The organism is Micromonospora sp. NPDC005215, from assembly GCF_040607915.1.
Classification (GTDB): Bacteria; Actinomycetota; Actinomycetes; order Mycobacteriales; family Micromonosporaceae; genus Micromonospora.
Map to the genome: position 1 here is coordinate 117,906 of NZ_JBEXHQ010000001.1, position 22,561 is coordinate 140,466.

Below are 22,561 nucleotides of genomic sequence, written 5' to 3' on the forward strand. Positions count from 1 at the left end.
CCACCGTATGCGGTCCACGCTCTGGAGCCGGGTCACAGTCCTGGCAGCCCTGGCCCTGTCGGCTTTCGTCTTCAACACAACGGAGAACCTGCCCATTGGTCTGCTGAGCCTCATCTCGGCGGATCTGGACGTGTCACTGCCGTCGGCGGGCTTCCTCGTCACCGGCTACGGCCTCACCGTCGCACTGTTCTCCCTGCCCCTGGCATTCCTGACCCGGCGGATGCCGCGTCGGCACGTCCTCAGCGCACTGCTTGTCGTCCTGGTGCTCAGCACACTCGCCTCGGTGCTTGTCGAGTCGTACCCGATTCTGTTCGGGACCCGCGTGACGACGGCCATCGCGCAGGCGCTGTTCTGGGCGGTCCTCGGCCCGACGGCGGTGGGACTCTTCTCCCCGGAGCGCCGTGGCCGCGTCATCGCGGTGATGTCGGTCTTCGGGTCGCTGGCCACGGTGCTGGGCGTTCCCGCCGGCACCTGGCTCGGCCAGCACAGCCGCTGGCAGGTGCCGTTCTTCGTGCTCAGCGCGCTGGCCCTGGTGGCCCTTGTCGTCGTCGCGACACTGCTGCCGACCAGCCGGCCGGAGGAGAGCCACGGGGCCTTCGGCTCCCACCCGGACGGCCGTCGATTCGGCATCGTCATCGCCACCACCGCCCTCTCCGTGACCGGCATGTTCGCCGGCTTCACCTACATCACGGACTTCCTCACCAACCTGTCCGGATTCAGTGCGAACAACGTCGGGACGATGCTGTTCGTCTTCGGTGCGGCGGGCACCGCGGGTGTGGTGGCGGTGGGACCACTGCTGGACCGGATGCCACGGGGGTCACTGCTCCTGACGGTCGGCGTGCAGGCGGTCGCCCTGCTCAGTCTGGGCGTTCTCGCCGAAAACCAGGTCGCGGTCGTGATCCTGCTGGCCGTGCTGGGTTGCTCCGCGGCGCCGGTCTTCATGGCCACGCAGGCACGGATCCTCCGGGTGGCACCCGGACGCACCGAGATCGGGTTCGCGGCCAACTCGGCCGCGTTCAACATCGGCGTGGCGCTCGGCGCTCTCTTCGGTGGCCTGCTGCTGGGGCCGTTCGACGCGCGGGCCGGGTTCCTGCTGGGTGGTGCGCTGACCGCAGCCTCGTTGCTGATCCTGCTGGCGGAGTCGCTGCTGCCGTCCGACGAGCGGCAGCCGGGCGACGAGAAGGTGGCCGCGACGGTGGGGGCCGACTGAGGTGGAAGATGTCGGGATTTCCGGTGGTTGCCTATGCTCGACCGGTGGACGACAACGAGGAGGCCGTGCTGACCGGGATGCTGCAGTCGGCCGAGGAAGCCGCGCCGGTCGAGGCGGTGCAGGCCGTCACCGGCAAGATCAGCAAGGCGTTGAACGCCCTCGGCGTCTCGCTGCTCATCGCCGATCTCAGCGGTCGAGCGCTGGTTCGGCTGACGCACCACGCAACTACCGGCCACCCCGGCCGGCGTCAGGGTGCGGAGGCGGCCGAGGTCCTACCCTTCGATGGCGGGCCCCACGAACAGACGCTGCGCCAGCAGGCCGTCCGGGTACTTCCCGGCGGCGATGAGGGGTGCACGGTGCTCGCACCCATCACCGAACGCGGCGAGGCCATCGGCCTGCTGGAGATCGACCTGCCGGACGAGCCGGACGCGGCGATGCTCGCGCGGATCGCCCGCACCGCGCACGCGCTGGCGTTCGTGGTCATCGCCAACCGCCGGCACACCGACCTGTTCGAGTGGGGACAACGCAGCACCCCGTTCACCCTCTCCGCCGAGATCCAACGCCGCCTGCTGCCCGCCTCGTTCACCTGCGAGGCCAGCACATTCGCGCTCTCCGGCTGGCTGGAGCCCGCCGCCAGCGTCGGCGGGGACACCTTCGACTACAGCGTGGCCCGCGACGTGCTGCACGTCAGCGTCACCGACGCCATGGGCCACGGCGTGGCCAGCGCGCTGACCGCCACGCTCGGGGTGGGCAGCCTGCGCAACATCCGCCGGCGCGGCGACAACCTCGTAACCCAGGCCGAGGTGGCCAACCAGGCCCTCACCGAGCACGCCAACGTACGCGGCGCCTACGTGACTGCCGTGCTGGGCCGCATCGAACTGACCACCGGGCGTTGTGAGCTGCTCAACGCCGGCCACGTTCCGCCAATGCTGGTCCGGGACGGCCGGGCCACGCCGGTGGAACTGCCCGCCAACTTCCCGTTGGGTCTGTTTCCCGACGAGGGCTTCCGCAGCGGCGAGGTGTCCCTGCTGCCCGGTGACCGGCTGGTCATCGTCACCGACGGGATGCGCGATCGTAACGCCGCCGACCTGGACCTGCCCGCCGCCCTGCTGCGCATCTCCCACCTGCATCCACGCGAGGCGGTCCGGGCGCTGTCCGACGAGGTGCTGGCAATCGCCGGGCCGGTCCTGGCCGACGACGCGACCCTGCTCATCATCGACTGGTACGGGGGCCAGGGCTCACGGTCGAGCACCGCTGGCGCGGACACCGCCCGAGTCAGCACCTCCCCCTAGCGAGGGTGGTCACGCCACCCTCCGTGCCGCCTCCTCGGCGTCGTCCACCGTGTCGAACAGATCGATGACCCGGTCGACCGAGGTGATCGAGAACACCGTGCGGACCGAGCGTTTGACCCCGGCCAGGGCGAGCGAGCCGCCCCGCTCCCGCAGGTCCCGGTAGGCGACCACAAGCGCGCCCAGGCCGCTGGAGTCCATGAACGGGACGCCGGTCAGGTCGACGACCACCACCTGGGCACCGCTCTCCACCAGCTGGCGCAACTGGTCCCGTAGCTCGGGCGTGGTGCTCATGTCCAGGTCGCCGGTGACCTCCACCACGGTCCCAATCCGCCCCTGTCGCGTCGACAGTGTGAAGTCCACGAAACCCCCTCGATACGGCGTCGCCGGCAACTCGGCGACACGTCGCGCCACGCGCTACACCCACGGTGCCAGAAATGAGCCGCGATCGCTCGTCGAGGCGTTCCCCCACCGGCGGGGCGCTACGGACTTCGCAACACGACCGCCTCGGGTCGGGCAGCCCATTCGGCGGCCACCCGGAGCGGGTCACCGGTGCGGAAGAGCGGCGGTTCGTGCAGCAGGAAGTCGCGGTGACTGATGTTCCAGGCGTACGCGCCGGCCATGGCGAAGGCCAGCACGTCACCCACGCCGATCGGCCCGGCGGTGGCCGAGGAGGACAGCACGTCCTTCGGGGTGCAGAGCTGCCCGACCACGGTGACCGGCCCGCCGTCGGTGCGCTCCGGCCCGGACCCGCGGCGCCGATGCACTGTGAACGGCTGCGGGTGTCCCTTCGCCGCCGGTGTGCGCAGGTGGTGGGTGCCGCCGGCCACCACCACGAACCACTCGCCGTAGGAGCGCTTCACGTCGATCACCTCGGTGAGGTACGCCCCGCAGTAGGCGGTGACCGACCGGCCCGGCTCGATCCGCAGCCGCACCCCCGGGTGCGCGTCGAGGACGTCGGCCAGTGCTCCGCCGTAGCCAACCCAGTCGAATCGGGCGGCCGGGTCGGCGTAGTCGACGGCCATGCCCCCGCCGACGTCGACCTCGACGGCACCGACCTCGGCTGCCGCCCAACGAACCACGGCGGCGGCGACCGCAGCGGCCAGCGGGGCGTCCAGCCCGCTGGCCAGATGAGCGTGGACTCCGCGTACGTCGATGCCGGCGGGCGGTCGGCGGGCGCACTCCACAGCGTCGGCCGGATCCATGCCGAACGGGCTGGGCCCGCCACCCATGAGCAGGCTCGCGCCGGGCGCGTCGACCGGCAGGTTCACCCGCAGCAGCACCTGGGCGGACCGGCCGGACGCAGTGGCCAGCGCGCCGAGTCGCCGAAGCTCGGCGGGCGATTCGACGTGGATGCGCCGCACCCCGGCGGCCAGCGCGGCGGCGAGGTCCGCGTCGGTCTTACCCGGACCGGCGTACGCGGCCGGGGCGCGACCCGGCAGCACCTCGGCCAGTCTCCGCAGCTCGCCCCGGCTCGCGGCCTCGAACCCGTCGACGACCGGGGCGAGGGTCCGCAGTACGCCGCGGTCCGGGTTGGCCTTGACCGCGTAGAGCACCTCGACCGGGCGGGGCAGCGCCGCCCGGATGGCTCCGGCGTGTGCGGCCAGCGCGTCGAGGTCGTGGACGTAGACCGGTCGGGTCACCGTGGCCGGCCCAACGGGTTGGGCACCGGCACGAACGGTGCGGCCCGGTCCGCGTCGCGCCGCCACCGGACCAGGAGGTTGGCCTTGGCCACCAGCGGCTCGCCGTTGAGCAGCGCGCGCAGCTCGGGCGGATCGTCGAGGTCGGCGGCGACCGCCTCGACGACGGTCCGCAGCTCCTGCCACAGCCGCCGTTCGACGCCCGGCCGCGCGTCGGAGAGGGCCCCGCAGATACCACCGAGGTGGTTGACGAACAGGCAGTAGACGATCCGGCGACGGGCGTCCCGAGGGGAGTAGCGGACCTGCGCCGGGACGCCGTCCGGCCAGGTGGCCCACCGGTCGGCGGCGAGCTTCACCCCCTCCAGGTCGCGCAGCAGCATGCGTACCGGGCGGCGGTCGCTGTCGAGCACGACGACAACGTTCTGCAGGTGCGCCTCGTGCACCACACCGTGGCCGAGCCAGCAGCGCAGCACCGCCGGCACCAGCAGCTCGACGTACGCCCGCCACCAGGCCACCGGGTCCGGTGTCACAAGCGGCTCGGCAGCCAGCGCCGCCGCCAGGATCGGGGTGTCCCCGGGTCGCAGGTGCGGGCGCAGGCCGGTACGCAGGATCGTCCCGTACGCCTCGTCCGGGCCGGGAACGTCGACGGTGCGGTAGGCGGGCTCGGCGAGCAGCCCGACCCCGTCCGGCAGCGGCACCCGGGCCAGCAGGTCGGTCAGGGCGACCGCGCCGGTCAGTTCGTACCGGGCGTTCTTGCGCAGGCAGTTGGTGATCCGCACGTGCAGGCTGGTCTTGACGAACAGGTCGGCCGCCGGGGCGTAGAGGGTGCGGACGCTCGCCGTCGGCCGCACCGGTACGCCGGCCTCCCCCAGGTCGCGCAGCCGTGGATGGGTGGGCGGGAGCAGTGACAGCTGCCAGGGATGCACCGGCAGGACGCGGTGCCCGCGCGGCGGTTGGGGCGGATCGAGGGCGGCCACGAGCGGATCGAACGGCCCGGCGCCGGCGACCAGGTCTTCCGGTACGGCGAGCCAGTGCAGCCGGAACGAGGTGCGCAGCTCCGGCGCGTACGCCCGCCAGCGCTCCGGGTCGCCGCTGCGCCACTTCGGGGTGGGGTGGTGCGGGTGGCCGAAGACCAGTGACTGCTCCGAGTCGACGTACGCGTCGATGGCGGGCTCGCCGGTGGGGGCGGGGTCCGCGGCCGGTCGTTCGGTCAGCAGCCGGGCCACTGTGTCCCGGCTGGCCCGGACCTGCTCGACGAACTCGTCGTTCGCCAGGCCGGTACGAGTGGTGAGTTCCGCCGCGACCAGCGCGGCCAGCCCGTCGGCGTCCAGGTCCTCCCAGCGTCCAGCGTCGGTCATCCGCTGCACCGGGCCGGCGTAGCGGTGCGCGCCGAGCGGTCCGGCCCGCGCGACGGCGCAGCGCAGCGTGACGTGGAGGTGTCGCAGCAGCACCCGGGCGGCACCGTCGACAGTGATCGGGGCACCGTCCGGCGGGGCGAGTTCGCGGATCAGGCAGCCAAAGACGGCGTGGGCGGCGGCCAGGTCGGCGAGCTGGCCGGGGGCGGTGGCCGGCCGGGAGCGCAACCGCACGCTCGTCATCGTGTCTCCCGGAGGTAGTTCGGGCCGGTACGCAGGTAGTACTTGTTGATGTCGGTGCAGCCCAGCCGCTGCTTGGGCAGCAGGGTGCCGGCGGTGAGCATCGCCTTGATGGGCAGCTGGGCGGCGCGCAGGACCTGTTCGGTGAGGGTCCGTGCCACCGGCCCGTCGCCCCACCGGTCCCGGGCGGCGGCGAGCCGGGGCGCCAGCGCCTCGGCGGGGGACGGCACGGGCAGCCCTCGGGCGGCCAGGGCGACAAGCGGCGCGGCGGCGGCCAGGTGCAGGGTGATGGTGATGAACACGTCGGCCAGCTCCTGCGGATCGCGCGCCCACATCCGGTCGTCGTGCAGGGCGAGCCCGCTCGGGCCACCGTACCGGGTGTCGAGTCGAGCGCCGTCGTTGTCCTTGTAGAGCAGGCCGACAGTGCCGTCGGGGTGCACCAGCAGGTGGATGTTCTGCGGGTGCGCCTCAAGGGCGATGCCGTGGCGTAACCACAGGAAGACGTGCCAGTCGAGCAGCAGGTCCAGGTAGGACTCCAGCAGCTCTTCGGGCCGTTCGGGGCTGATCCGGGCCAGCACCGTGCCCGCGACCGGGTCGGTGGCGGCGAGGGCCGCGACCGGCACCACCTGGACCCCGGCCAGGTCGCGCGGAAACCGGCGCAGCAGGAAGCTGCGCCGCTCGTCGCCGCCGACGTGCGCCCAGGTGCTCTCGTCGGCGTGCCGGATCCGCCCGGCGAAGGCGGGTTCGGCGTTGGCGGTCCGGTCGAGCAGCGCGGCGACGGTCGCGCCGTCGGCCAGCGAGCCGGGGTGCAGGGTGCGTCGGTTGCGGGCGCCGAGGCTCGCGGTTGGTAGCGGCAGCTTGAGGTGCAGGTACGGGTCGTGGTCGAGCGCCACCGTCCGCATGGAGAGGGTGGGCCGCACGGAGATCGCCGGCCGGTCCGTCACCGGTAGCGCGTCGCGGGCGGCGGTGATCGGATGCACGGGCAGCATCAGCTGATCCGGTCGCGGTGCGCGCGGCCACCAGGATGGCAGCTCACCGGTGAGCCGGACGTCCTGGGCGGGTGCGGCGTGCCAGCGCAGCGTGAAACGCGGGGCGTGCTCCGGGGCGTACCGGAGCAGTTCGTCGTCGGTGAGACCGTGCCGGCACCGGTCGGTGGGGTAGACGGGGTGGCCGTGGTGGGCGGCGAGCACGTCGTCCAGGAGCGCCGCCGGCAGACCGGTCGGGGTGCTCGCGCGCGCGTCGGCCAGCTCGGCGAAGACCCGTGGTCGATGCCGGGCCGCGAGCCGCCGGGCCCGGAGGTCGGCACGGCACTCGGCGCCGAAGTCCCGCCAGCCGGCAGCCGCCTCGGCGTTGTCCCGTGGGGCGAGCAACGTCAACAGCCCGGCCAGGGTGTCCGTCCGGTGGGTGGCGCCGTCGGCCAGCACCAGTACCGTCGGCGCGGCGCTGCGCAGGGCCTGCTGGAAGCCGTCCACCCGCACCGGGATGCGCAGCAGGCCGGCGGGGTGCGGCACCTGCCACCAGTCGAGTCCGTCCGGGCGGCCGGTGCTGAGCAGACCGAGGTGATCCTCGCGCAGCAGGGCGTCGAGCACCCGGGTGAACACCTCCCGCTCGCAGTCGTCGCTCACTCGACGATGGTCCACTGGAGGTCGCCCCGGAAGGCGGCCAACGACGTCCGGACGCTGTCCTGGTCCGGGCCGATCGCGTGCAGCACGGCCAGGTAGTCGCGGTTCGTGCCGGTGTGCTCGGCGAAGCGGCCCACCGCGCGCAGCGGACGGCAGCCCAGCCGGACCGCGCCATCCCCGGTGTCCAGCGGACCCGGTGCGGCGGTGAGCCGGCCCGGCCGGTCCGCGCAGACGTACTCGACCTGGGCGTACCGGTCGACGGTGCTGGGTAGGCCGAGGGCGGCCACCGGCTCGCCGAGGTGCAGCCGGATGACGTGTTCGAACAGCGGCACGCCGAGCAGCTCGGCGAGGATCAGGTCCATCCGGTCGCCGATGAGGCGGTAGTTCACCTCGATGAGCCGGACCCGGCCGTCGTCGGAGACGACGTACTCGGTGTGGCAGGCGCCGAAGCCGACCCCGAGCGCGTCGAGGCACGCCCGCAGTTGGGTGCTCGCCGGCTCGGTCGGGGGCGACCAGGCGAGGCTCTCCTCGGTGAAGGTCGGTGGCGGCCCGAGACCGGTGCGCCACCCGCCGAGGGAGGCGAGATCGGTGCCGTCGCCGAGGGTTTCGAAGGTCCGCAGCTCTCCGGCGAGATACTCCTCCACCACCAGGGCCACCTCCGGCCGCCGGCCCCGGATCTCGGCGACCCGGGCGACCAGCTCGGTCCGGTCGACCACCAGGTACGCGTCCTCGCTGGCCACCCCCTCGCGGGGTTTGACCACCGCCGGGAACATCCCGGCCGGCGCCTCCGGCGTGCTTCCGGGGTCGATGGTGACGGTGCGTACCAGATCGAGGCCGGCAGCCGCGATCGCCCGCCGGGCCGCGGCCTTGTCCTTGCAGAGACGGGCGGCGTCCGGGTCCTTGCCGGGCAGGCCGAGCTTTCCGGCGGCGATCGCGGTGGCCTCCTGGAGATGGTCGCTGTTGGACAGTAGCGCCACCGGTCGGTTCGGTGCCGTCGCCGCGACCACCGCGGCGACGTCCCGGACCGCACAGCGCGTCACCGGGGCGTCCGCCGGCCATTCCGTGGGCCGGTCGGTCAGCACGGTGGCCGACAGCCCCAGCGACGCCGCCGCCGGGAGGAACCCTTCCAGGACGGCGTCGGTGGGGTTGAGCGCGGTCAGGTAGATCTTCATACCGCCTCCGTCGACTACCCGATGTCGTGCTCAGGGTGCTGTCACGCCACCGCTCGCACACCGTCCGCCGCCGGCTGCTCCGCCACCGGGTCGGCGACGGGACCGGGCTGGTGCGGGAACCGCCGCTGGTGCGCGAGCCCGAGGGCGACCCCGGCGGCCACCAGCACGATGGCCGCGACCGCGACCGCCGGGTAACCGACCCGGTCGGCCGCCGCGAGACCGACGGACGCCGCCACGAACGAGCAGACCAGGCCGAACGATGACAGGACGGTGAAGTCGGTGCCGCCGGTGTCCGGGCGCGAGTAGTCCATGTTGACCGTGTAGAGCACGACGTTGGCGACGGTGTAGGCCACCATGAAGCAGCAGAGCGCGGCGACCGTCGCCGCCAGTGGCGCACGTCCGTTCATCAGCGGCAACAGCAGGAACGTCGACACCGTGAGGGCCACACCGCCGACCACGAGCACACCGCTGCGCCCGAAGCGACTGACCCCGAGCCCCGCGACCAGCCCCGCCACGATGGCCGGAGCGCTGGTCACCACGCCCGTGACGACGCCGATCCGACCCAACGACCAGCCCGCGTCGACCAGGGCCGGCGACACCAGGGAGTACGCCATTCCCGCGCCGACGTAGACAAGCGGCACCACACCGAAGGTCCACCACCGGCAGCCCGGCTGGCCGAACACCGACAGCAACGCCCGGTAGGCAGTGCCCACCCGGGCCACCCGATCGGTACGCGGAGGCTCCCGGAACCGCCACACCACAAGCAGGCCGACAGCCGTCATCGCGGCCAGCAGACCGATCGCCGACGCCCAGCCGAACCTGTCGTAGACCAGGACGCAGGCACCTCCGCCGAGCAGGTTGCCGAGGTAGCTGGCCGCGACCTGGATGCCGTTGCCGGTGCCCCGGGCCGACTCGGCGAGCATCCGGACGGCCACGGCGTCCACTGCGATGTCCTGGGTGGCGGAGAAGAAGACGTACGCGGCGCAGATCGCGATGATCGGCCCGAGCGCGTCGGCCGGGTCGGCGAACGGCAGCAGCGCCAACAGGGCGAGCACCAGGGCGCTCTGGAGCACCAGCAACCAGGATCGGTAGTGGCCGCGGTGCCGCGAGCCGTACCGGTCGAGGATCGGCGCCCAGAGGAACTTGACGGGCCAGATCAGACCGACGATCTGCAACAGCGCCAGGGTGTCCAGTGAGGTGCCGCCGTCACGCAGGATGGCGGTCAACCCGACGGTGATGAAGCCGACGCCGAGGTACTGCGTGACGTACAGCGCGGTAAGCGTGCCGAACCGACCCCTCATGCGGCTTTCCAGTAGCCGAGGGAGGTCAGCCGGTCCTTGTCGACGCCCAACGTCCGCCGGATGTGTCGAGTGATGCCACGGGTGCTGGCGGCCTCGCAGGCCACCCAGTAGTGGGCCGCGCCGCTGGCCGGCAGAGCCGCGCACACAGTGTCGACGAGGTGTTGACCATCGTCGCGCCGAGGCACCCAGGTGACGTCGTGGTGCTCGCGGGTGCGCAGCGCGAGCGCCTTCTCGCCCTCGTGGGCGTACTCCAACCAGACCGTGGCCGGGATGTCGGCGCCGGCGTCGAGCAGGCTGTTCACCGCGGGCAGGGACGCGGCGTCGCCGACGAGGTAGAGGTGCTCGGGTGCGGGGTCGGGCAGTTCGAACGCGGTGCCCTGGACGGTCGCGGTGATGGTGTCGCCGACCCGGGCCGTGGTGGCCCAGCGGGCGGCGCAGCCGTCGTGGATGGCGAATTCGAGCGTGAACCGACCGGTGGCCGGATCGGGGTCGACAAGCGTGTACGCGCGCTGGTGGGCCCGCCCGTCGTTGTCGAACCACAGCCGGATCCACATCGTGGGGTGCATTCCGCACGCCTCCAGCAGACCGCCTCCGTCGAGGAGCAGCCGCTGGTAGTGCCCGTCGATCGACTCGGTGCCCAGCACGGTCAACCGAAAGTCCCGGCCGCCCATGGCCTTGAGGACCAGGGCCTCCCAGTTCCGTTTCACGCACCCCTCCAGGTAAGGTCATCCTTGGTTAGGGGAGGTTAACCTAAGTCGCGCCCCGGATGGAACAGAGGACAGCACCCGATGACGCACCTGGAGAAAGTCGCCGGTCTCGGTGAGTTGTCGTTGCTGACAGTGGCCCCCGACCGGCACGCCGCCCTCCTGCACGACTGGGTCACCCAGCCCCGCAACTCCTTCTGGGGCATGGGCTCACACACCCTCGACGAGGTCCGCGACATCTACGCCTTCGTGAACAGCCTGCGGACCCACCACGCGTACCTGATCATGGTTGACGCGGAGCCGGTCGGTCTCTTCCAGACCTACCAGCCCGAGGCGGACCCGGTCGGCGAGCGCTACCGCGTGCAGCCCGGGGACGTCGGGATGCACCTGCTGCTCAGTCCCGACCGGCGGATCGTCCGCGGCCTCACCAACGCCGTCGGGCCGGCCCTTGCCCGTTTCCTGTTCCGCGACCCGGCCGCCCAGCGGATCGTCGTCGAGCCGGACGTCCGCAACCACCTCGCCCTGCGCCGACTGGAGATCGAGGGCTTCACCTTCGACTCGGAGATCGACATGCCGGACAAGCGGGCCCAACTCGCGTTCCTCACCCGCGCCCGCTTCGAGGCGAATCACCCGACGCCGGCCTGACGGTCCAGAGCGCTCAGCTGGTGCTCGTCCATCCGTCCGCCCCCGCTCAACGGGCGGCTTGGAACGCGCGGCCGACCACTGTCGCCTCGGTGCCGTCGCTGAACAACCCGGAGCGGTCCTGGTCGGTGGCGGGCAGGCCGAACCAGGCGTAACGCTGCACGTAGGACAGGCGGCCGAGCATGGCGGTGGCCGCGGTGAGGAAGGCCGCCTGCTGCTCCTGGCTCGGGAACTGTTGACGGCCCCCGTCGAAGCGGATCAGTGCGAACTCGGTCAGCCAGATCGGTTTCCGGTACCGCTGGTAGACAGCCTGCAGGTACTGCCGGAGCTGGTCGACAGCTGTGGCGCTGGTGAAGTCGGCACCGAACCAGTGCAGCGTGACGAAGTCCACCCGGTGGCCCCGGGCCTGGGCGCCGGTCATGAACCGGTCCAGCCAACCCTGCGGATCCGGCCCGCCCCAGGCGACCGCCGGGCTACCCAGCCTGCTGCCCGTCGCCATCAGCTGCGGCCACAGGTCCAACGCCTGCTCGACGGTCATGTTCGCCTGCTCGGGCAGGTCCGGTTCGTTGAAGGTGAGCAGCTCCGGCCCCGCCGCCTTCGCCCGGGCCAACTCGGCGGCGGTGACGTTCTCCGCGCCACGGATCATGGGCACGAACGTCACGCCCCGCGGCGTGCTGATCCCCGGGTGCTGGGTGCCCCAGGTGTAGTACCAGCCGGCCTTCGAGTTCGCCAACGCCTGACTGGCACCGGCGAAGTTCCACACCCCGACGCCCTTGCGGGCGGCGCTGACCGCCGGGGCGACCGGAGCCTTCGACGAGGGTCGTGCGCTCGGCGACGGCGTGCCGCTCGGCGAGGCGACGGCGGTGGGCGCCGCGGACGGCGGCGCGGCCCACGAGGGTGCGGGTGGATCCTCCGGCACTGTCACCACCACCGTGGTGATGGCGAGGACGGCCGCGGCCACCCCGGCGGCGAGGGATGGGAGCAGGCCACGAGGCCGGCTCACCGCGAGGTCCACAGCGCTCGGGCCGCCGCCCGCGTCGGTGGGCACACCACCGGCTGGACTCTGCCCGGCGGCGTGCCCGGCCGTCGGGGACTGGTGCCCGACGGCCTGCGCCCCGGGAGGCACCGCCGCGCTCGGGAAGTGGGCGCTGAGACCAACCGGCAACGGCAGCATCGGCAGTCCGGCGAGCAACCGGTCGATCGGCAGCAGGGTGGAGCCCAGCCGCGCACAGAACGCGCAGTCGCGGACGTGTCGGGCCAGTCGCTTGCGCCACAGCGGGCTGGGAGTGCCGTCCCAGTCGACGGTCACGGTCTCAAGGTCCGCACAACCAGGGCGGGCACGCAGTGCGCGGACGACGCCGCGGGCGCTCTGGATCTGCTCCTTCATCCGGTGGATCCGCACCGCGACGTGCCCGGGCGGCAGGCCGAGCGCGTCGGCGACCTCGTTCCGGGTGATCTCGCCGGTCTCCTCCAGCCACCACAGCGAGAGCAACTCCTGGTCGTCCGGGTCGAGCCAGCGGGTCGCCTCGGCGACCTCACGTCGTTGGTCGGTGAGGCCGAGCCGCAGGATGGTCATGCCGGCGAAGTCCGAGGCGGGGTCGGGCACGTTCTGGATCGCGTCGAGCCCGGCGTCCCGGTTGAGCGCGACCCGTCGGCGCTGTTCCCAGTCACGCACCTGGCGGATGGCGATCGCCACCAGCCAGGACCGGTACGCCGCCGGGTCGTTGAGCGCGGGCAGGTGCCGGATCACCCGTACCAACGTCTCCTGGACGACGTCGTCGACGTCGGCGTGACCGCGCAGCGCACGCCCGACGATGTTGTAGACCAGCGGGAGCGAGGCCGCGACGACGTCATCGAGGGCGCGCTGGTCGCCCTGTCGGGCCGCGACGACCAACCCGACATCGGGTAGTGCTCGACCGGCTGACGGCATGGCTGTCACTCCTCGGGTGCTGATCCGCGCGGACCCGCGCTGTGTGCGCTGACCGCCCTCACGTTCGGAGACTGGCACCGGCAGGTTGGATTACAGAATCCTCCGTCGTCGGCGGGCCGGCCGCGACCGGGGACCGCCGGCGGCGCGTGCGGATCGACGGCGGCGGGTATGGTGCGGGGTGACGGTGTCGCCGGGCGTTCGCCCGTGCACGAGACACCCTGATCGGGCGCCGCTGTGAAGCGCCGAACCGTCACGAGGTCACACGGCGCGAGTTGCCCTGACCCGGACGCACTCCTCAACCGAAGACAGGATCCTGCATGACATCGAACGACAACGGTCGACCGGCCCTGTTCCTCGCCACGTCGAACGCCGACGGGCCCGACGGGTCGGCGGTGACCGTCGACGGCAGCGCGGAGGCCATGCGCCGGCTGCGCCATCCGTTCGCGGTGCAGCCTGACCCGCAGAGCCCGACCGCTGGCGACGACGGCGATCGGCGCGGCTGACCGCCTCACAACTGGATGACGTGACCCACCCGTGGCGGGGTACGACCGGCGAGGACGTCGAGCCAGGCGCGCTGGAGGGCCTCCGGCCCGGCACCGACCTGGACGTCGAGCCACCCGCCCACGACGGCGGTGAAGCGTTGCCAGGCCTCGGTGAACCGCTTGTCGAGCCCAGCACGGCCCCAGTCCTGGCTGCGCTTGCGCATCTGAACCGGCGCGAAGAACACCTCTCCGGCGGCGTCGGCGTTCGGCGTCTGGTTGGTGAGGCCCACCGCGATGTCCCGGACGAGCCGGTCGCCGAGGTGCCGACGCAGGGCGGCCCGGGTCGTGGGTGCGCCGGACAGGTCGAGGTAGACGGACGCCACGGCGTCCAGGGCACCGATCTCGTCGTACGAGACGACCTCGTCATAGCAGCCGAGCGAGCGGGTGAAGGCCAGGTTGCCGGGCGAGGTGAGCCCGACCAGGCGTGGCCCCCGCCCACGCAGCTCGAACGCGGCGGCATACGCGGTCTTGCTCGACGCCGACGACAGCAACAGCGACTCGGCGCCGTAGCAGTCGTTGTCGACAACCTGGTCGGCCAGCATGAACGAGGTGAAGAAGAGCGGCCGGAACAGGATCAGGAGATCCTCCTGGTCGGGCCGGTACGCCGGGTCGCCGGTGGTCAACCGGTACGCGTTGTACGGTGACGGCAACTCGGCCCGGTGCGGGCTCGCGTCACGGAACCCGGACGCGTCCACCCGGTCCGGCCGCACCAGCAGGTGGCCCGCCGGCGGGAGATAGCCGTAGACCCGCTGCCCCGCCTCGATGCCCGCCACCGTCGACGTGACCACCTCGGCGAAGCCCCAGAGCGGCGGCAGGCCCCACTGTGGCCCGAGCCCGACCGGCGGGAAGAACTGCCAGTACCGCATCGCGTCGCCGAGCACCGCATAGGTCACGTTGTTGGCGGTGAGGCCGACCCGGTCCACCCGCAGCAGCGCCTCGCCCTCGGCCACAGTGGGCGGGGTGCCATCGACGAGCGTGGTCTGCCCGAGGTCGGCACGCGCCACGGCGAAGGTCCATGAGTCGGCCATGAGGTGACGCTAGACACCCCTCCCGAACCAGACAAGTGCACTGGGAGTGCAAAATCCCACTGCGCTCGGTCAGGATCGGGACGCGGCGAGGTCGCGGAGGTGTGCGAGCGGCAGGTGCGGCGGTCGCCACTCCAGGAAGAGGGCGGTCGCGTCGTCCTCAAGCCGGTCGTCCTGGTAGCCCACGACGGCGCGGACCAGGCGACGCATCGTCTCCGGGCTGGGCAGCCTGTCGTTGAGGGCGCGGTTGACGAAGTCGACGAGCCGATCCAGGCCGAACTGTTCCCCGTCCGCACTCCGCGCGTCGGTGATGCCGTCGGTGTAGGCCAGGATGCGGTCGCCCGGGTGCAACTCCTCCACGTGCACCCGCGGGCGGCGGGCCGACAGGTGGCCCAGGCCGAGCGGCAACGCGGTCGGCCCCGGCAGCTCCCGAATGGCCTTGCCGTCGCGCAGCAACATCGCACCGGGGTGACCCGCGTTGATCATGCTCAGTCGGCCGGTCCGATGGTCCAACTCGATGAGCAGTCCGGTCGCGAAGAAGTTCGGGTGCTCGGAACGCACCCACCGGTCGATGCTGATCGCCGTGTCGACCAGGTCGAGACCACACCGGCGCGCGTTGCGGTACGCGCTGACCACCAGCGAGGCCAACGTGCTCGCCTTGATGCCGTGCCCACAGGTGTCGAAGAGCCCGACACTGAGCACGTCGCCGTTCAGCGCGTAGTCGAAGATGTCGCCGCCGACGTCGTAACAGGGTTCGAGGATGGCGGTGATCACCAGGTCGTCGGTGGCGAAGGTCAGCGGCGGCAGCAGCCCCCACACGATCTCGGCCGCGACCTGCATCGGCAGACGCCGCCGCATCCGCTCGACCACGTCACCGTAGAGCCGGCGGTTGACCAGGATCTGGGCGATGTTGACCGCCACCTCCCAGGCCGGCTCATCCATGGCCGCGTCGGCGGCCGCCGGCGAGACGATCTCCAGCACGCCCATCCGTTCGCACCCGAGCAGCAGTGGCACCCAGACCCGATCCGGGTTGTCGGGCGCACGCTGGATGTCGAGACTGGTGAAGGCCCGGCCGGCGAGGGTCGTCTCGACCGACAACTCGTCCCGGACCAGACCCGCGCCGAGCAGCGGCACGAGCAGGGACTGCGTGTAGTCGGCCAGGTAGATCACGATCTCGGTGGCGTCGATGGCGGGAGCCGCCCGGGCGACGAGCTGAGACAGCTCGTCCGGGCCGCGTCGGGGTGCGTTGAGGTGAAGCCAACGCACCATCTCGCCGACGTCGCCCAAGCTCCCACCTCCCCGAGTTCTCCCCGACCGCTGGAGCACGTGGTGCGACCGTGAGGCTACCTCGCCCTCAGGGAGTTGGGACATCGGCGAGGTCGGCCGGGTCGAGGTGCAGGGTGGCGAGCAACCCGGAGTGCTTCGCCGGGTCCACCTGCTCCGGCAGCTCGCGCTCGACCCAGTCGGCCCTGGCCTGCTGACCCCGGTCGCGAAGCGCGGTGACGATCCGGTGCCTGGCGATTCTCATCTGGTGCTCCCCTGTTAGGCGTTCAGAACGATCATTCGCACGGACGGCGGTGGTCCGGACCACCGCCGTCCCGGCGGTGCTGACCAGCGAACCCGACAGCCGGGACGGGGTCGGCGGTCAACAACACGACCAGCCGGCGCGGCGATGGGGATGACGATCGGTTACGCCCTGTCTGGGCTGGTGGCGGACGCGTCCGGCGGCCACCGGGATCCCGGGCGACGCGTTCACCGTACGCCCTCGCGATGCGCGACCGCACCTGCACCGGCCGCCAGGCCGGTCGGGACGCGCCACCCGGCGCACCGGATCGACTGGTCAGGGCTCCAGCACCACCTTGCCCGCCCGGCTGCGCGTCTCGGCGAACACCAGCGCGGTGGAGACCTCGCTGAGCGGGTAGCGGGCGGCGATCTGCGGCACGATCACCCCTTGCCGCAGCAGGTCGAGCACGATGCCCAGGTCGGTGCGCAGGCGACGCCGGAACGCGGTACGGCGGGTGAGGTGACCGGCCCAGAAGTTGTAGAAGCCGGCCCGGTGGCCGTTTGGCAGCGCGTTCCAGGTGTAGAGGCGCGACAGCAGCTTCACGAAGACCCACACGACCGACTGGCCGGAGTTCACGGCGGCGGCGTTGCCGTAGACGACAAGCGAGCCGCCGGGGGCGAGCAGGCCGTACGAGGTGCGTACACCCGGGCCGCCCACCGGGTCGAAGACGGCGTCGACACCGCCCGGCGACAGCTCACGTACGCGCGCGGCCAGGTCCGGGTCACGGTAGTCCAGCGGTTCGACGCCGAGTTCGCGCAGCGCGGCGTGATGCCGCGCGGCGGCGGTGCCGATGACCCGCAGGCCGAGGTGGCGTCCGAGTTGGACGAGCACCGTTCCGACGCCACCGTTCGCGCCGTGCACGAGGATGGTCTGCCCGGCCCGCAGCCGGGCACTCCGCAGCATCTGCCAGGCCGTCACGCCGTTGACGACGACGGTCTCGGCGGCGGCGGGGTCCAGTTCAGCGGGTACGGGGGTCAGGGCGTCGATGTCGACAAGCGCGTGGGAGGCCCAGCCGTCGGTCTTGGTGACCGCCGCGACCCGGGTGCCGACCAGCGAGTCGTCCGCGCCGGGGCCGACCGCCCGGACCGTGCCGACGAGGTCGTAGCCGGGCACGAACGGAAACTTCGGCTGGCCGGGGTAGCGGTCGTGGCGCATCTGCTGTTCGGCGAACGAGATGCCGGTGGCCTCGACCTGGACGAGCGCCTGCCCCCGGGCGGGGACGGGCATGGCGCGTTGGCGCAGCTGGAGTCCGTCGGGCTCCACCACGCCGGGCAGCACCACTTCGGTGATCATCGCTTCGGTGGTCATCGGATTCTCCTTGTTTGTAAGTGTGCACTCACACACTTGTCGGCGTGAAAAAAGTGGGCCACTGTCGCGGCCCAGGGGTCGGGGTTGGGAGTTCAGGGGTGGCGGATGCCGGCGGTCAGTGCGCGGGCCCACGGCTCGGAGACCTGCTCCAGGCCGGCGGTGACGATCAGATGGCAGAGCTGGCCGTACGCGAAGAACTGCTGCACCTGCGCGTCGTTGGCGCCGGCCCGGTCCTGCACGAAGGTCGCGACCTGCCGGTAGCCGGCGCGCACCGCCTCGGCGACCTCGGGGATGTCCGTGACGGCCTGCGCCTGCACCTGGAAGAGGAGCAGATCGCGGTCGGCTATCAGCTCCGCGTAGGCGGCGCCCATGGCGTCGAGAATCTCCTGAGGGGTGCCGCCCGTGGCCTGCTCCGCCCCCGCCTCGATCGCCGCGGCGATCCGGTCGAAACACGCTCCGGCCGCCGCCACGAACAACCCGAGCTTGCCGGAGAAGAGCCGGAAGACGTACGCCTCGGAGATGCCGGCGGCGGCGGCCACGGTGGTGACCGGGGTGGCGTGGAAGCCGGTGCGCGCGAACGCCGACACGGCGGCGTTCAGAACGGTGATCCGGCGGGCCTCGGCAGTCGATCGCATGTTTGTAAGTGTGCACTCACAAACAAGGAACGTCAAGCCGACCGGCCCTCCGGTCAGGGCGCGATACGCAGGACCCGGATCGCGTTCTCGTCGTGGTCGCTGAAGCGGTACCGCAGCCCGGCGAACGGACTGCCGGGAAAATCGCCGCTGATCGTGGCGGTCACTACCGTGCCGGCCGGCGTGTCCACCACGTCGGTGATCTCGTACGAGACCAGCGGCACGGCACGGCGCCACTCGCGGATGGCCGCGATGCCGCGATACTCGGTCGACTCGTCCTCCACCACGGCGTCCTCGGCGAACAGGGCGAAATAGTCCTCGGAGTCCGGCTGCCCGGCAAGCTCGAAGTATCGGCGAACGACAGCCGGCGCTGCCTGGTCTGCGGTCATGACTGGGAGTCCCTTCGGAACGTCGCCCGCTGTCCAGTGCGCTGGGCCACGTGGGCGAGTGGTGGACGCTGCTGATCCTGCACGACGCCTTCGACGGCTACACCCGGTTCGACCAGTTCCAGGCCAACCTGGGCGTGTCGTCCAGCATCCTGACCAGCCGACTCAGAACTCTCACCGGCCAGGGCCTGCTCGAACGACGCCGCTACCAGACCAGACCCGACCGCTACGAGTACGTCCTCACCGACCTCGGCCGCAGCCTGCGGCCGGTAGTCGTCGCCCTCGCCGCCTGGGGCAACTCACGCCTCGACCCCAGCGAACGCAGCATGATCCTGGTCGACCGCAGCACCGGAGTGGAGGCCGACCCGGTGATCGTGGACCGCGCCACCGGCCGTCCGCTCGACGACCCCGACTTCGTCTTCGCCGCCGGCCCGGCCGCCAGCGAGACCATGCGCAAGCGCTACGAGCACATCCCCGTTCACGCAGCTCACTCGGACGGATAGAGCCGGGCCGGGTCACCGGGTCGGAGGCTGTCCGGGACGTCATCCCGGGTGCTGGCGGCAATCGAACCGAGCAGCGCCAGGGAGCGGGCGGACTCCGTACCCGGCTCGGCGTGGTAGATCACCAGCAGCTGCCCGTCGGCGCCCGCCACTGCGAGTTTGTCGCAGTACAGGTCGAGGTCACCCACCTCCGGATGACACAGCCGGCTGACCACACCCTCCCGCCGACGCACCTCGTGACGCGCCCACAACCGGCGGAAGCAGTCGCTCTTGAGTGACAACTCCCCCACCAGCGCCGTCAACCGGGGGTCGTCGGTGGCCCCGCCCGAGTCGGCGCGCATCTGCCCCACCACGCTCTGCATCGCCTGCCGCCAGTCGCGGAACAGCTCCTGCTCGGCCGGGTCCAGGAACACCGCGCGGAGTCGGTTCGCGCCCGGGGCGAGATTCGGCGACAGTGCCCTCGCCATCGGGTTCGAGGCGAGGATGTCGAGGTAGCGGTTCTGCACGAAGGCCGGCATGTCGAGCTGCCGCAGCAGGTGCAGGATGCTGGCCGGCACCCGCTCAGCGGCCGGTCGGACTGCCCGGCGCGACCGCGCACGGCTCAGCCCGATCAGGTACGCGGTCGCCTCCGGGTCCAACCGCAGCACCCCGGCCAGGGCATCGAGGACCTGCACCGAGGGATGCCGTTCGCGCCCCTGCTCCAACCGCAGGTAGTAGTCGGCGCTGATGCCGGCCAGCATCGCCACCTCCTCGCGCCGCAGCCCCGGCACCCGGCGCAGGCCCACGCCCGGACCGAGCCCGACGTCCTCGGGCCGGGTCTGCTCCCGACGGGCACGCAGAAAGTCGCCGAGCGGGTTCGTCGCGTCCATGCCACCGACGGTAGATCGCCCGGCCCCCCGGTGACTGGCCGTGTCACTACCAGGAACAGCTCGCCCTGCCGGCCGGCCAGGCCGTCGGCGCACAGTAGAGGCGTACCCACTCCCGTCACGGACAGAGGACGACATGAGCGAGAACCTTCCCGGCGGGTCCCTGACCCTGGCTGACGGCCTCACCCTGAGCCGGATGGGCTACGGGGCGATGCAGTTGGCCGGCCCGGGTGTCTTCGGCCCTCCCCGCGACCGCGAGCAGGCGCTCGCCGTGCTGCGCGAGGCCGTCGACCGAGGTGTCCGGCACATCGACACCAGCGACTTCTACGGCCCGGTGGTGGTGAACGAGCTGATCCGCGAGGCGCTGCACCCGTACCCCGAGGATCTGCTCCTGGTCACCAAGGTCGGCGTGCGGCGCGGCGCCGACCGCTCCTGGATCCCGGCCCTGGAGCCGGACGAACTGAAGGCCCAGGTCCGGGACAACCTCCAGCATCTCGGCCTGGACGTCCTCGACGTGGTCAACCTGCGGGTCGGTGTGGCGGAGGGCACCGGCGACGCTCCCCTCTCCGAGCAGTTCGGCGCTCTCGCCGACCTGCGGCAGGAGGGACTGATCCGGCACCTCGGGCTCAGCAACGTCACGCTCAACCAGCTCACCGAGGCCCAGGCCATCGCCCCGGTGGTCACCGTCCAGAACCTCTACAACCTCGCCAACCGGCAGGACGACGCCCTGGTGGACCGGTGCGCGGCGGAGAACATCGCGTTCGCCGCGTTCTTCCCGCTCGGCGGGTTCACGCCGTTGCAGTCCGACACCCTCGACGACGTGGCCGCCCGGGTGGGTGCCTCGCCGCAGCAGGTCGCCCTCGCCTGGCTCCTGCAGCGCTCCCCCACCACCGTGCTGATCCCGGGCACCTCGACGCTGGCGCACCTGCGGGAGAACCTCGCGGCGGCCGACCTGAAGCTGCCGGTCGACGCGATCGAGGAGTTGGACGCCATCGGTTCCTAGAGCCTGTGCGGGCGGTTGCGGACCAGGGTGAGCGTGAGCACGGCGGTGACGAGGAAGACGATCCCGGTGCTGCGCAACCCGGCCTGGACGCCGGAGGTCAGCGCCTCGGCCAGCGCCGCTCGTACCGGATCGGGCAGTGGTTGGTCGCCGGTGGCACCGGCGGCCACCGCGGCCTGCACGGCGGTCCGGGTGGGTTCGCCGACCTGGTGCGCGGCCAGCCGATCGGGCAGGTCAGCCAGCATCGTGGTGGTCAGGAGCGTGCCCAGCAGGGACGAGCCGAGCACGGAGCCGACCTGGCGGGCGGCGTTCACCGCACCGGCGGCCATGCCGGCCTGGGCGGGCGCGACGCTGGCCAGGGCCGCCGCCGTCGCCGGGGCCACCACCAGAGCACTGGCGGCACCGAACAACGCGAACAGCGCCCAGCGATTACCGAACGACGCGGTGGGACCCTGGGTCGCCAGCGCGAAGCTGGCCACCGCACCCAGGACCAGGCCGAGGGCGATCGGCGCCTTGAAGCCGGTACGACGGATCACCCGCCCGGCGCCGAAGGCGGCGAGCACGTAGGCGCCGAAGAGCACAAGCATCCGCCAGCCGGTGTCCAGCGGGCTGAGCGCCTGGGCACGTTCGTGGAAGAGGACAAGCAGGATCGCCACGCCGGTGAAGCCGAACAGCGAGACCGCCGCAACGACCATGACGGCGCTGAACGACGCGGACCGGAACAGCCGTACGTCGAGCATGGGCGCGCTGGCCCGCAGTTCGACAAGCACGAACCCGACCAGTGCGACAAGCGCGACGATCCAGGCCACCAGCACCACCGGGCTGGCGTAGCCGGCCTTGCCACCCTGGATCATCGCGTAGACGGCGGCGGCGATGGCGACGGTGCCCAGCAACAGGCCTCGCACGTCGAGTCGGGCGGCGCTCGGTCGGGACTCGGCCACCCCGACGACGGCGACGACGAGGGTGATCACGCCGAGCACGATCGTCGACAGGTAGACGCTGTGCCACCGGTAGTGCTGTAGCAGCGTGCCGGCGATGAGTGGGCCGATCGCGAGCCCGATGCCGGAGGCCGCCGACCACGCGGTGATGACCTCGGTACGTCGGTGCGGGTCGGTGAAGGTCGCGCCGAGGATCGCCAGGCTGTTCGGCAGGATCAGGGCACCGCCGAGGCCGGCGACCAACTGCCCGACGATCACCCAGGCCACTGTCGGGGCACTGGCCACGACGGCGGCACCAACGATCATCGCGATGACTCCGGCACCGAACATGCGCCTGCGCCCGTAGCGGTTGCCGAGGGTGGCGGCGGACAGCACCACGCTCGCCACCATCAGCGTGTAGGCGCTGGGGATCCAGATCAGGGTGGTCGGGTCGACCCGCAGGTCCTGCTGGATCGTGGTCAGCGCGGACACCGTCGCGGTGATCTGGAGGAACGTGATCATCGCGCCCAGACACATGGCGATCAGGGTCACCGAACGGGAGCCGCGGACGGATGAACGGACGGCGCCGGCCGGTCCGGGCCCGGGTGGGGCTGCGGTGTTGCTGGTCACGAGGCTTCCTCAGGGGCTGGTCGAGCTGACTTGCTTATGCTGAAGTCAGCACGCCCCAGTGAAGCACCTGACTAATTGCAACGCAA

The 22,561-nt window shown here is 71.8% G+C and carries 22 protein-coding genes; 6 read left to right on the top strand and 16 right to left on the bottom strand.

What is annotated here, in order from left to right; genetic code table 11:
- Window positions 1-7 precede the first annotated feature (7 nt).
- Both ABZU25_RS00610 and ABZU25_RS00615 read left to right on the top strand, forming a co-directional pair.
- Window positions 8-1,210, top strand: coding sequence for an MFS transporter (locus ABZU25_RS00610; RefSeq protein ID WP_355027180.1), 1,203 nt, complete (start codon window positions 8-10; stop codon window positions 1,208-1,210).
- Window positions 1,211-1,254: 44 nt separating this feature from the next.
- The gene (locus ABZU25_RS00615) at window positions 1,255-2,502 is read left to right on the top strand and encodes a PP2C family protein-serine/threonine phosphatase (RefSeq protein WP_355027181.1); all 1,248 of its coding nucleotides are present in this window, start codon (window positions 1,255-1,257) and stop codon (window positions 2,500-2,502) included.
- Between the two features lie 9 nt (window positions 2,503-2,511).
- Here ABZU25_RS00615 and ABZU25_RS00620 read toward each other — a convergent pair whose 3' ends face one another.
- From ABZU25_RS00620 to ABZU25_RS00650, 7 genes are all read right to left on the bottom strand, one after another.
- A complete protein-coding gene (locus ABZU25_RS00620) occupies window positions 2,512-2,913 on the bottom strand; it encodes an STAS domain-containing protein (protein WP_355027182.1) in 402 nt (133 codons plus the stop codon).
- Window positions 2,914-2,981: 68 nt separating this feature from the next.
- Complete coding sequence (locus ABZU25_RS00625; RefSeq protein WP_355027183.1) at window positions 2,982-4,142, bottom strand: alanine racemase; 1,161 nt, start codon at window positions 4,140-4,142, stop codon at window positions 2,982-2,984.
- Window positions 4,139-5,737: an IucA/IucC family protein gene (locus ABZU25_RS00630; protein WP_355027184.1), complete on the bottom strand. Its 1,599-nt coding sequence runs from the start codon at window positions 5,735-5,737 to the stop codon at window positions 4,139-4,141. The genes ABZU25_RS00625 and ABZU25_RS00630 overlap by 4 nt, the downstream gene beginning before the upstream one ends.
- Complete coding sequence (locus tag ABZU25_RS00635; protein ID WP_355027185.1) at window positions 5,734-7,359, bottom strand: IucA/IucC family siderophore biosynthesis protein; 1,626 nt, start codon at window positions 7,357-7,359, stop codon at window positions 5,734-5,736. Before ABZU25_RS00635 ends, ABZU25_RS00630 begins: the two co-directional genes overlap by 4 nt.
- A complete protein-coding gene (locus tag ABZU25_RS00640; RefSeq protein ID WP_355027186.1) occupies window positions 7,356-8,528 on the bottom strand; it encodes a siderophore biosynthesis protein in 1,173 nt (390 codons plus the stop codon). Before ABZU25_RS00640 ends, ABZU25_RS00635 begins: the two co-directional genes overlap by 4 nt.
- Before the next feature lie 41 nt (window positions 8,529-8,569).
- Window positions 8,570-9,829, bottom strand: coding sequence for an MFS transporter (locus ABZU25_RS00645; RefSeq protein ID WP_355027187.1), 1,260 nt, complete (start codon window positions 9,827-9,829; stop codon window positions 8,570-8,572).
- Window positions 9,826-10,536: a siderophore-interacting protein gene (locus ABZU25_RS00650; protein WP_355027188.1), complete on the bottom strand. Its 711-nt coding sequence runs from the start codon at window positions 10,534-10,536 to the stop codon at window positions 9,826-9,828. Before ABZU25_RS00650 ends, ABZU25_RS00645 begins: the two co-directional genes overlap by 4 nt.
- Before the next feature lie 81 nt (window positions 10,537-10,617).
- On the opposite strand from ABZU25_RS00650, the gene ABZU25_RS00655 reads away from it, so the two are divergent.
- Window positions 10,618-11,178: a GNAT family N-acetyltransferase gene (locus tag ABZU25_RS00655; protein ID WP_355027189.1), complete on the top strand. Its 561-nt coding sequence runs from the start codon at window positions 10,618-10,620 to the stop codon at window positions 11,176-11,178.
- Window positions 11,179-11,224: 46 nt separating this feature from the next.
- Here the strand turns inward: ABZU25_RS00655 and ABZU25_RS00660 are convergent, their stop codons facing one another.
- Window positions 11,225-13,105, bottom strand: coding sequence for a sigma-70 family RNA polymerase sigma factor (locus ABZU25_RS00660; protein WP_355027190.1), 1,881 nt, complete (start codon window positions 13,103-13,105; stop codon window positions 11,225-11,227).
- Between the two features lie 317 nt (window positions 13,106-13,422).
- On the opposite strand from ABZU25_RS00660, the gene ABZU25_RS00665 reads away from it, so the two are divergent.
- Entirely contained in the window at window positions 13,423-13,608 is a 186-nt protein-coding gene (locus tag ABZU25_RS00665) for a hypothetical protein (RefSeq protein WP_355027191.1), read from the top strand.
- Between the two features lie 5 nt (window positions 13,609-13,613).
- Here the strand turns inward: ABZU25_RS00665 and ABZU25_RS00670 are convergent, their stop codons facing one another.
- The 6 genes from ABZU25_RS00670 to ABZU25_RS00695 form a co-directional block, all read right to left on the bottom strand.
- On the bottom strand, window positions 13,614-14,675 hold the full coding sequence (locus ABZU25_RS00670) for a DUF2855 family protein (RefSeq protein ID WP_355027192.1): 1,062 nt from the start codon (window positions 14,673-14,675) through the stop codon (window positions 13,614-13,616).
- Window positions 14,676-14,744: 69 nt separating this feature from the next.
- Entirely contained in the window at window positions 14,745-15,959 is a 1,215-nt protein-coding gene (locus ABZU25_RS00675; protein ID WP_355027193.1) for a PP2C family protein-serine/threonine phosphatase, read from the bottom strand.
- A gap of 67 nt (window positions 15,960-16,026) precedes the next feature.
- Entirely contained in the window at window positions 16,027-16,200 is a 174-nt protein-coding gene (locus ABZU25_RS00680; RefSeq protein ID WP_355027194.1) for a hypothetical protein, read from the bottom strand.
- A gap of 312 nt (window positions 16,201-16,512) precedes the next feature.
- Complete coding sequence (locus ABZU25_RS00685; protein ID WP_355027195.1) at window positions 16,513-17,544, bottom strand: medium chain dehydrogenase/reductase family protein; 1,032 nt, start codon at window positions 17,542-17,544, stop codon at window positions 16,513-16,515.
- Between the two features lie 92 nt (window positions 17,545-17,636).
- Window positions 17,637-18,179 (bottom strand): TetR/AcrR family transcriptional regulator, encoded by a 543-nt coding sequence (locus ABZU25_RS00690; protein WP_355027196.1) that lies wholly within the window; start codon window positions 18,177-18,179, stop codon window positions 17,637-17,639.
- 53 nt (window positions 18,180-18,232) lie between these two features.
- Window positions 18,233-18,565: a nuclear transport factor 2 family protein gene (locus ABZU25_RS00695; RefSeq protein WP_355027197.1), complete on the bottom strand. Its 333-nt coding sequence runs from the start codon at window positions 18,563-18,565 to the stop codon at window positions 18,233-18,235.
- Between the two features lie 50 nt (window positions 18,566-18,615).
- Here ABZU25_RS00695 and ABZU25_RS00700 point away from each other — a divergent pair, with 50 nt between their 5' ends.
- Window positions 18,616-19,065: a helix-turn-helix domain-containing protein gene (locus ABZU25_RS00700; protein WP_355027198.1), complete on the top strand. Its 450-nt coding sequence runs from the start codon at window positions 18,616-18,618 to the stop codon at window positions 19,063-19,065.
- Here the strand turns inward: ABZU25_RS00700 and ABZU25_RS00705 are convergent.
- Window positions 19,050-19,931: a helix-turn-helix transcriptional regulator gene (locus tag ABZU25_RS00705; RefSeq protein WP_355027199.1), complete on the bottom strand. Its 882-nt coding sequence runs from the start codon at window positions 19,929-19,931 to the stop codon at window positions 19,050-19,052. The two genes, ABZU25_RS00700 and ABZU25_RS00705, sit on opposite strands and share 16 nt — an antisense overlap.
- 133 nt (window positions 19,932-20,064) lie before the next feature.
- Between ABZU25_RS00705 and ABZU25_RS00710 the strand changes: the two genes are divergently transcribed.
- Window positions 20,065-20,931, top strand: a complete 867-nt coding sequence (locus ABZU25_RS00710) for an oxidoreductase (RefSeq protein ID WP_355027200.1) — start codon at window positions 20,065-20,067, stop codon at window positions 20,929-20,931.
- On the opposite strand, the gene ABZU25_RS00715 is transcribed toward ABZU25_RS00710, so the two are convergent.
- The gene (locus ABZU25_RS00715) at window positions 20,928-22,475 is read right to left on the bottom strand and encodes an MFS transporter (RefSeq protein ID WP_355027201.1); all 1,548 of its coding nucleotides are present in this window, start codon (window positions 22,473-22,475) and stop codon (window positions 20,928-20,930) included. The two genes, ABZU25_RS00710 and ABZU25_RS00715, sit on opposite strands and share 4 nt — an antisense overlap.
- Window positions 22,476-22,561 lie beyond the last annotated feature (86 nt).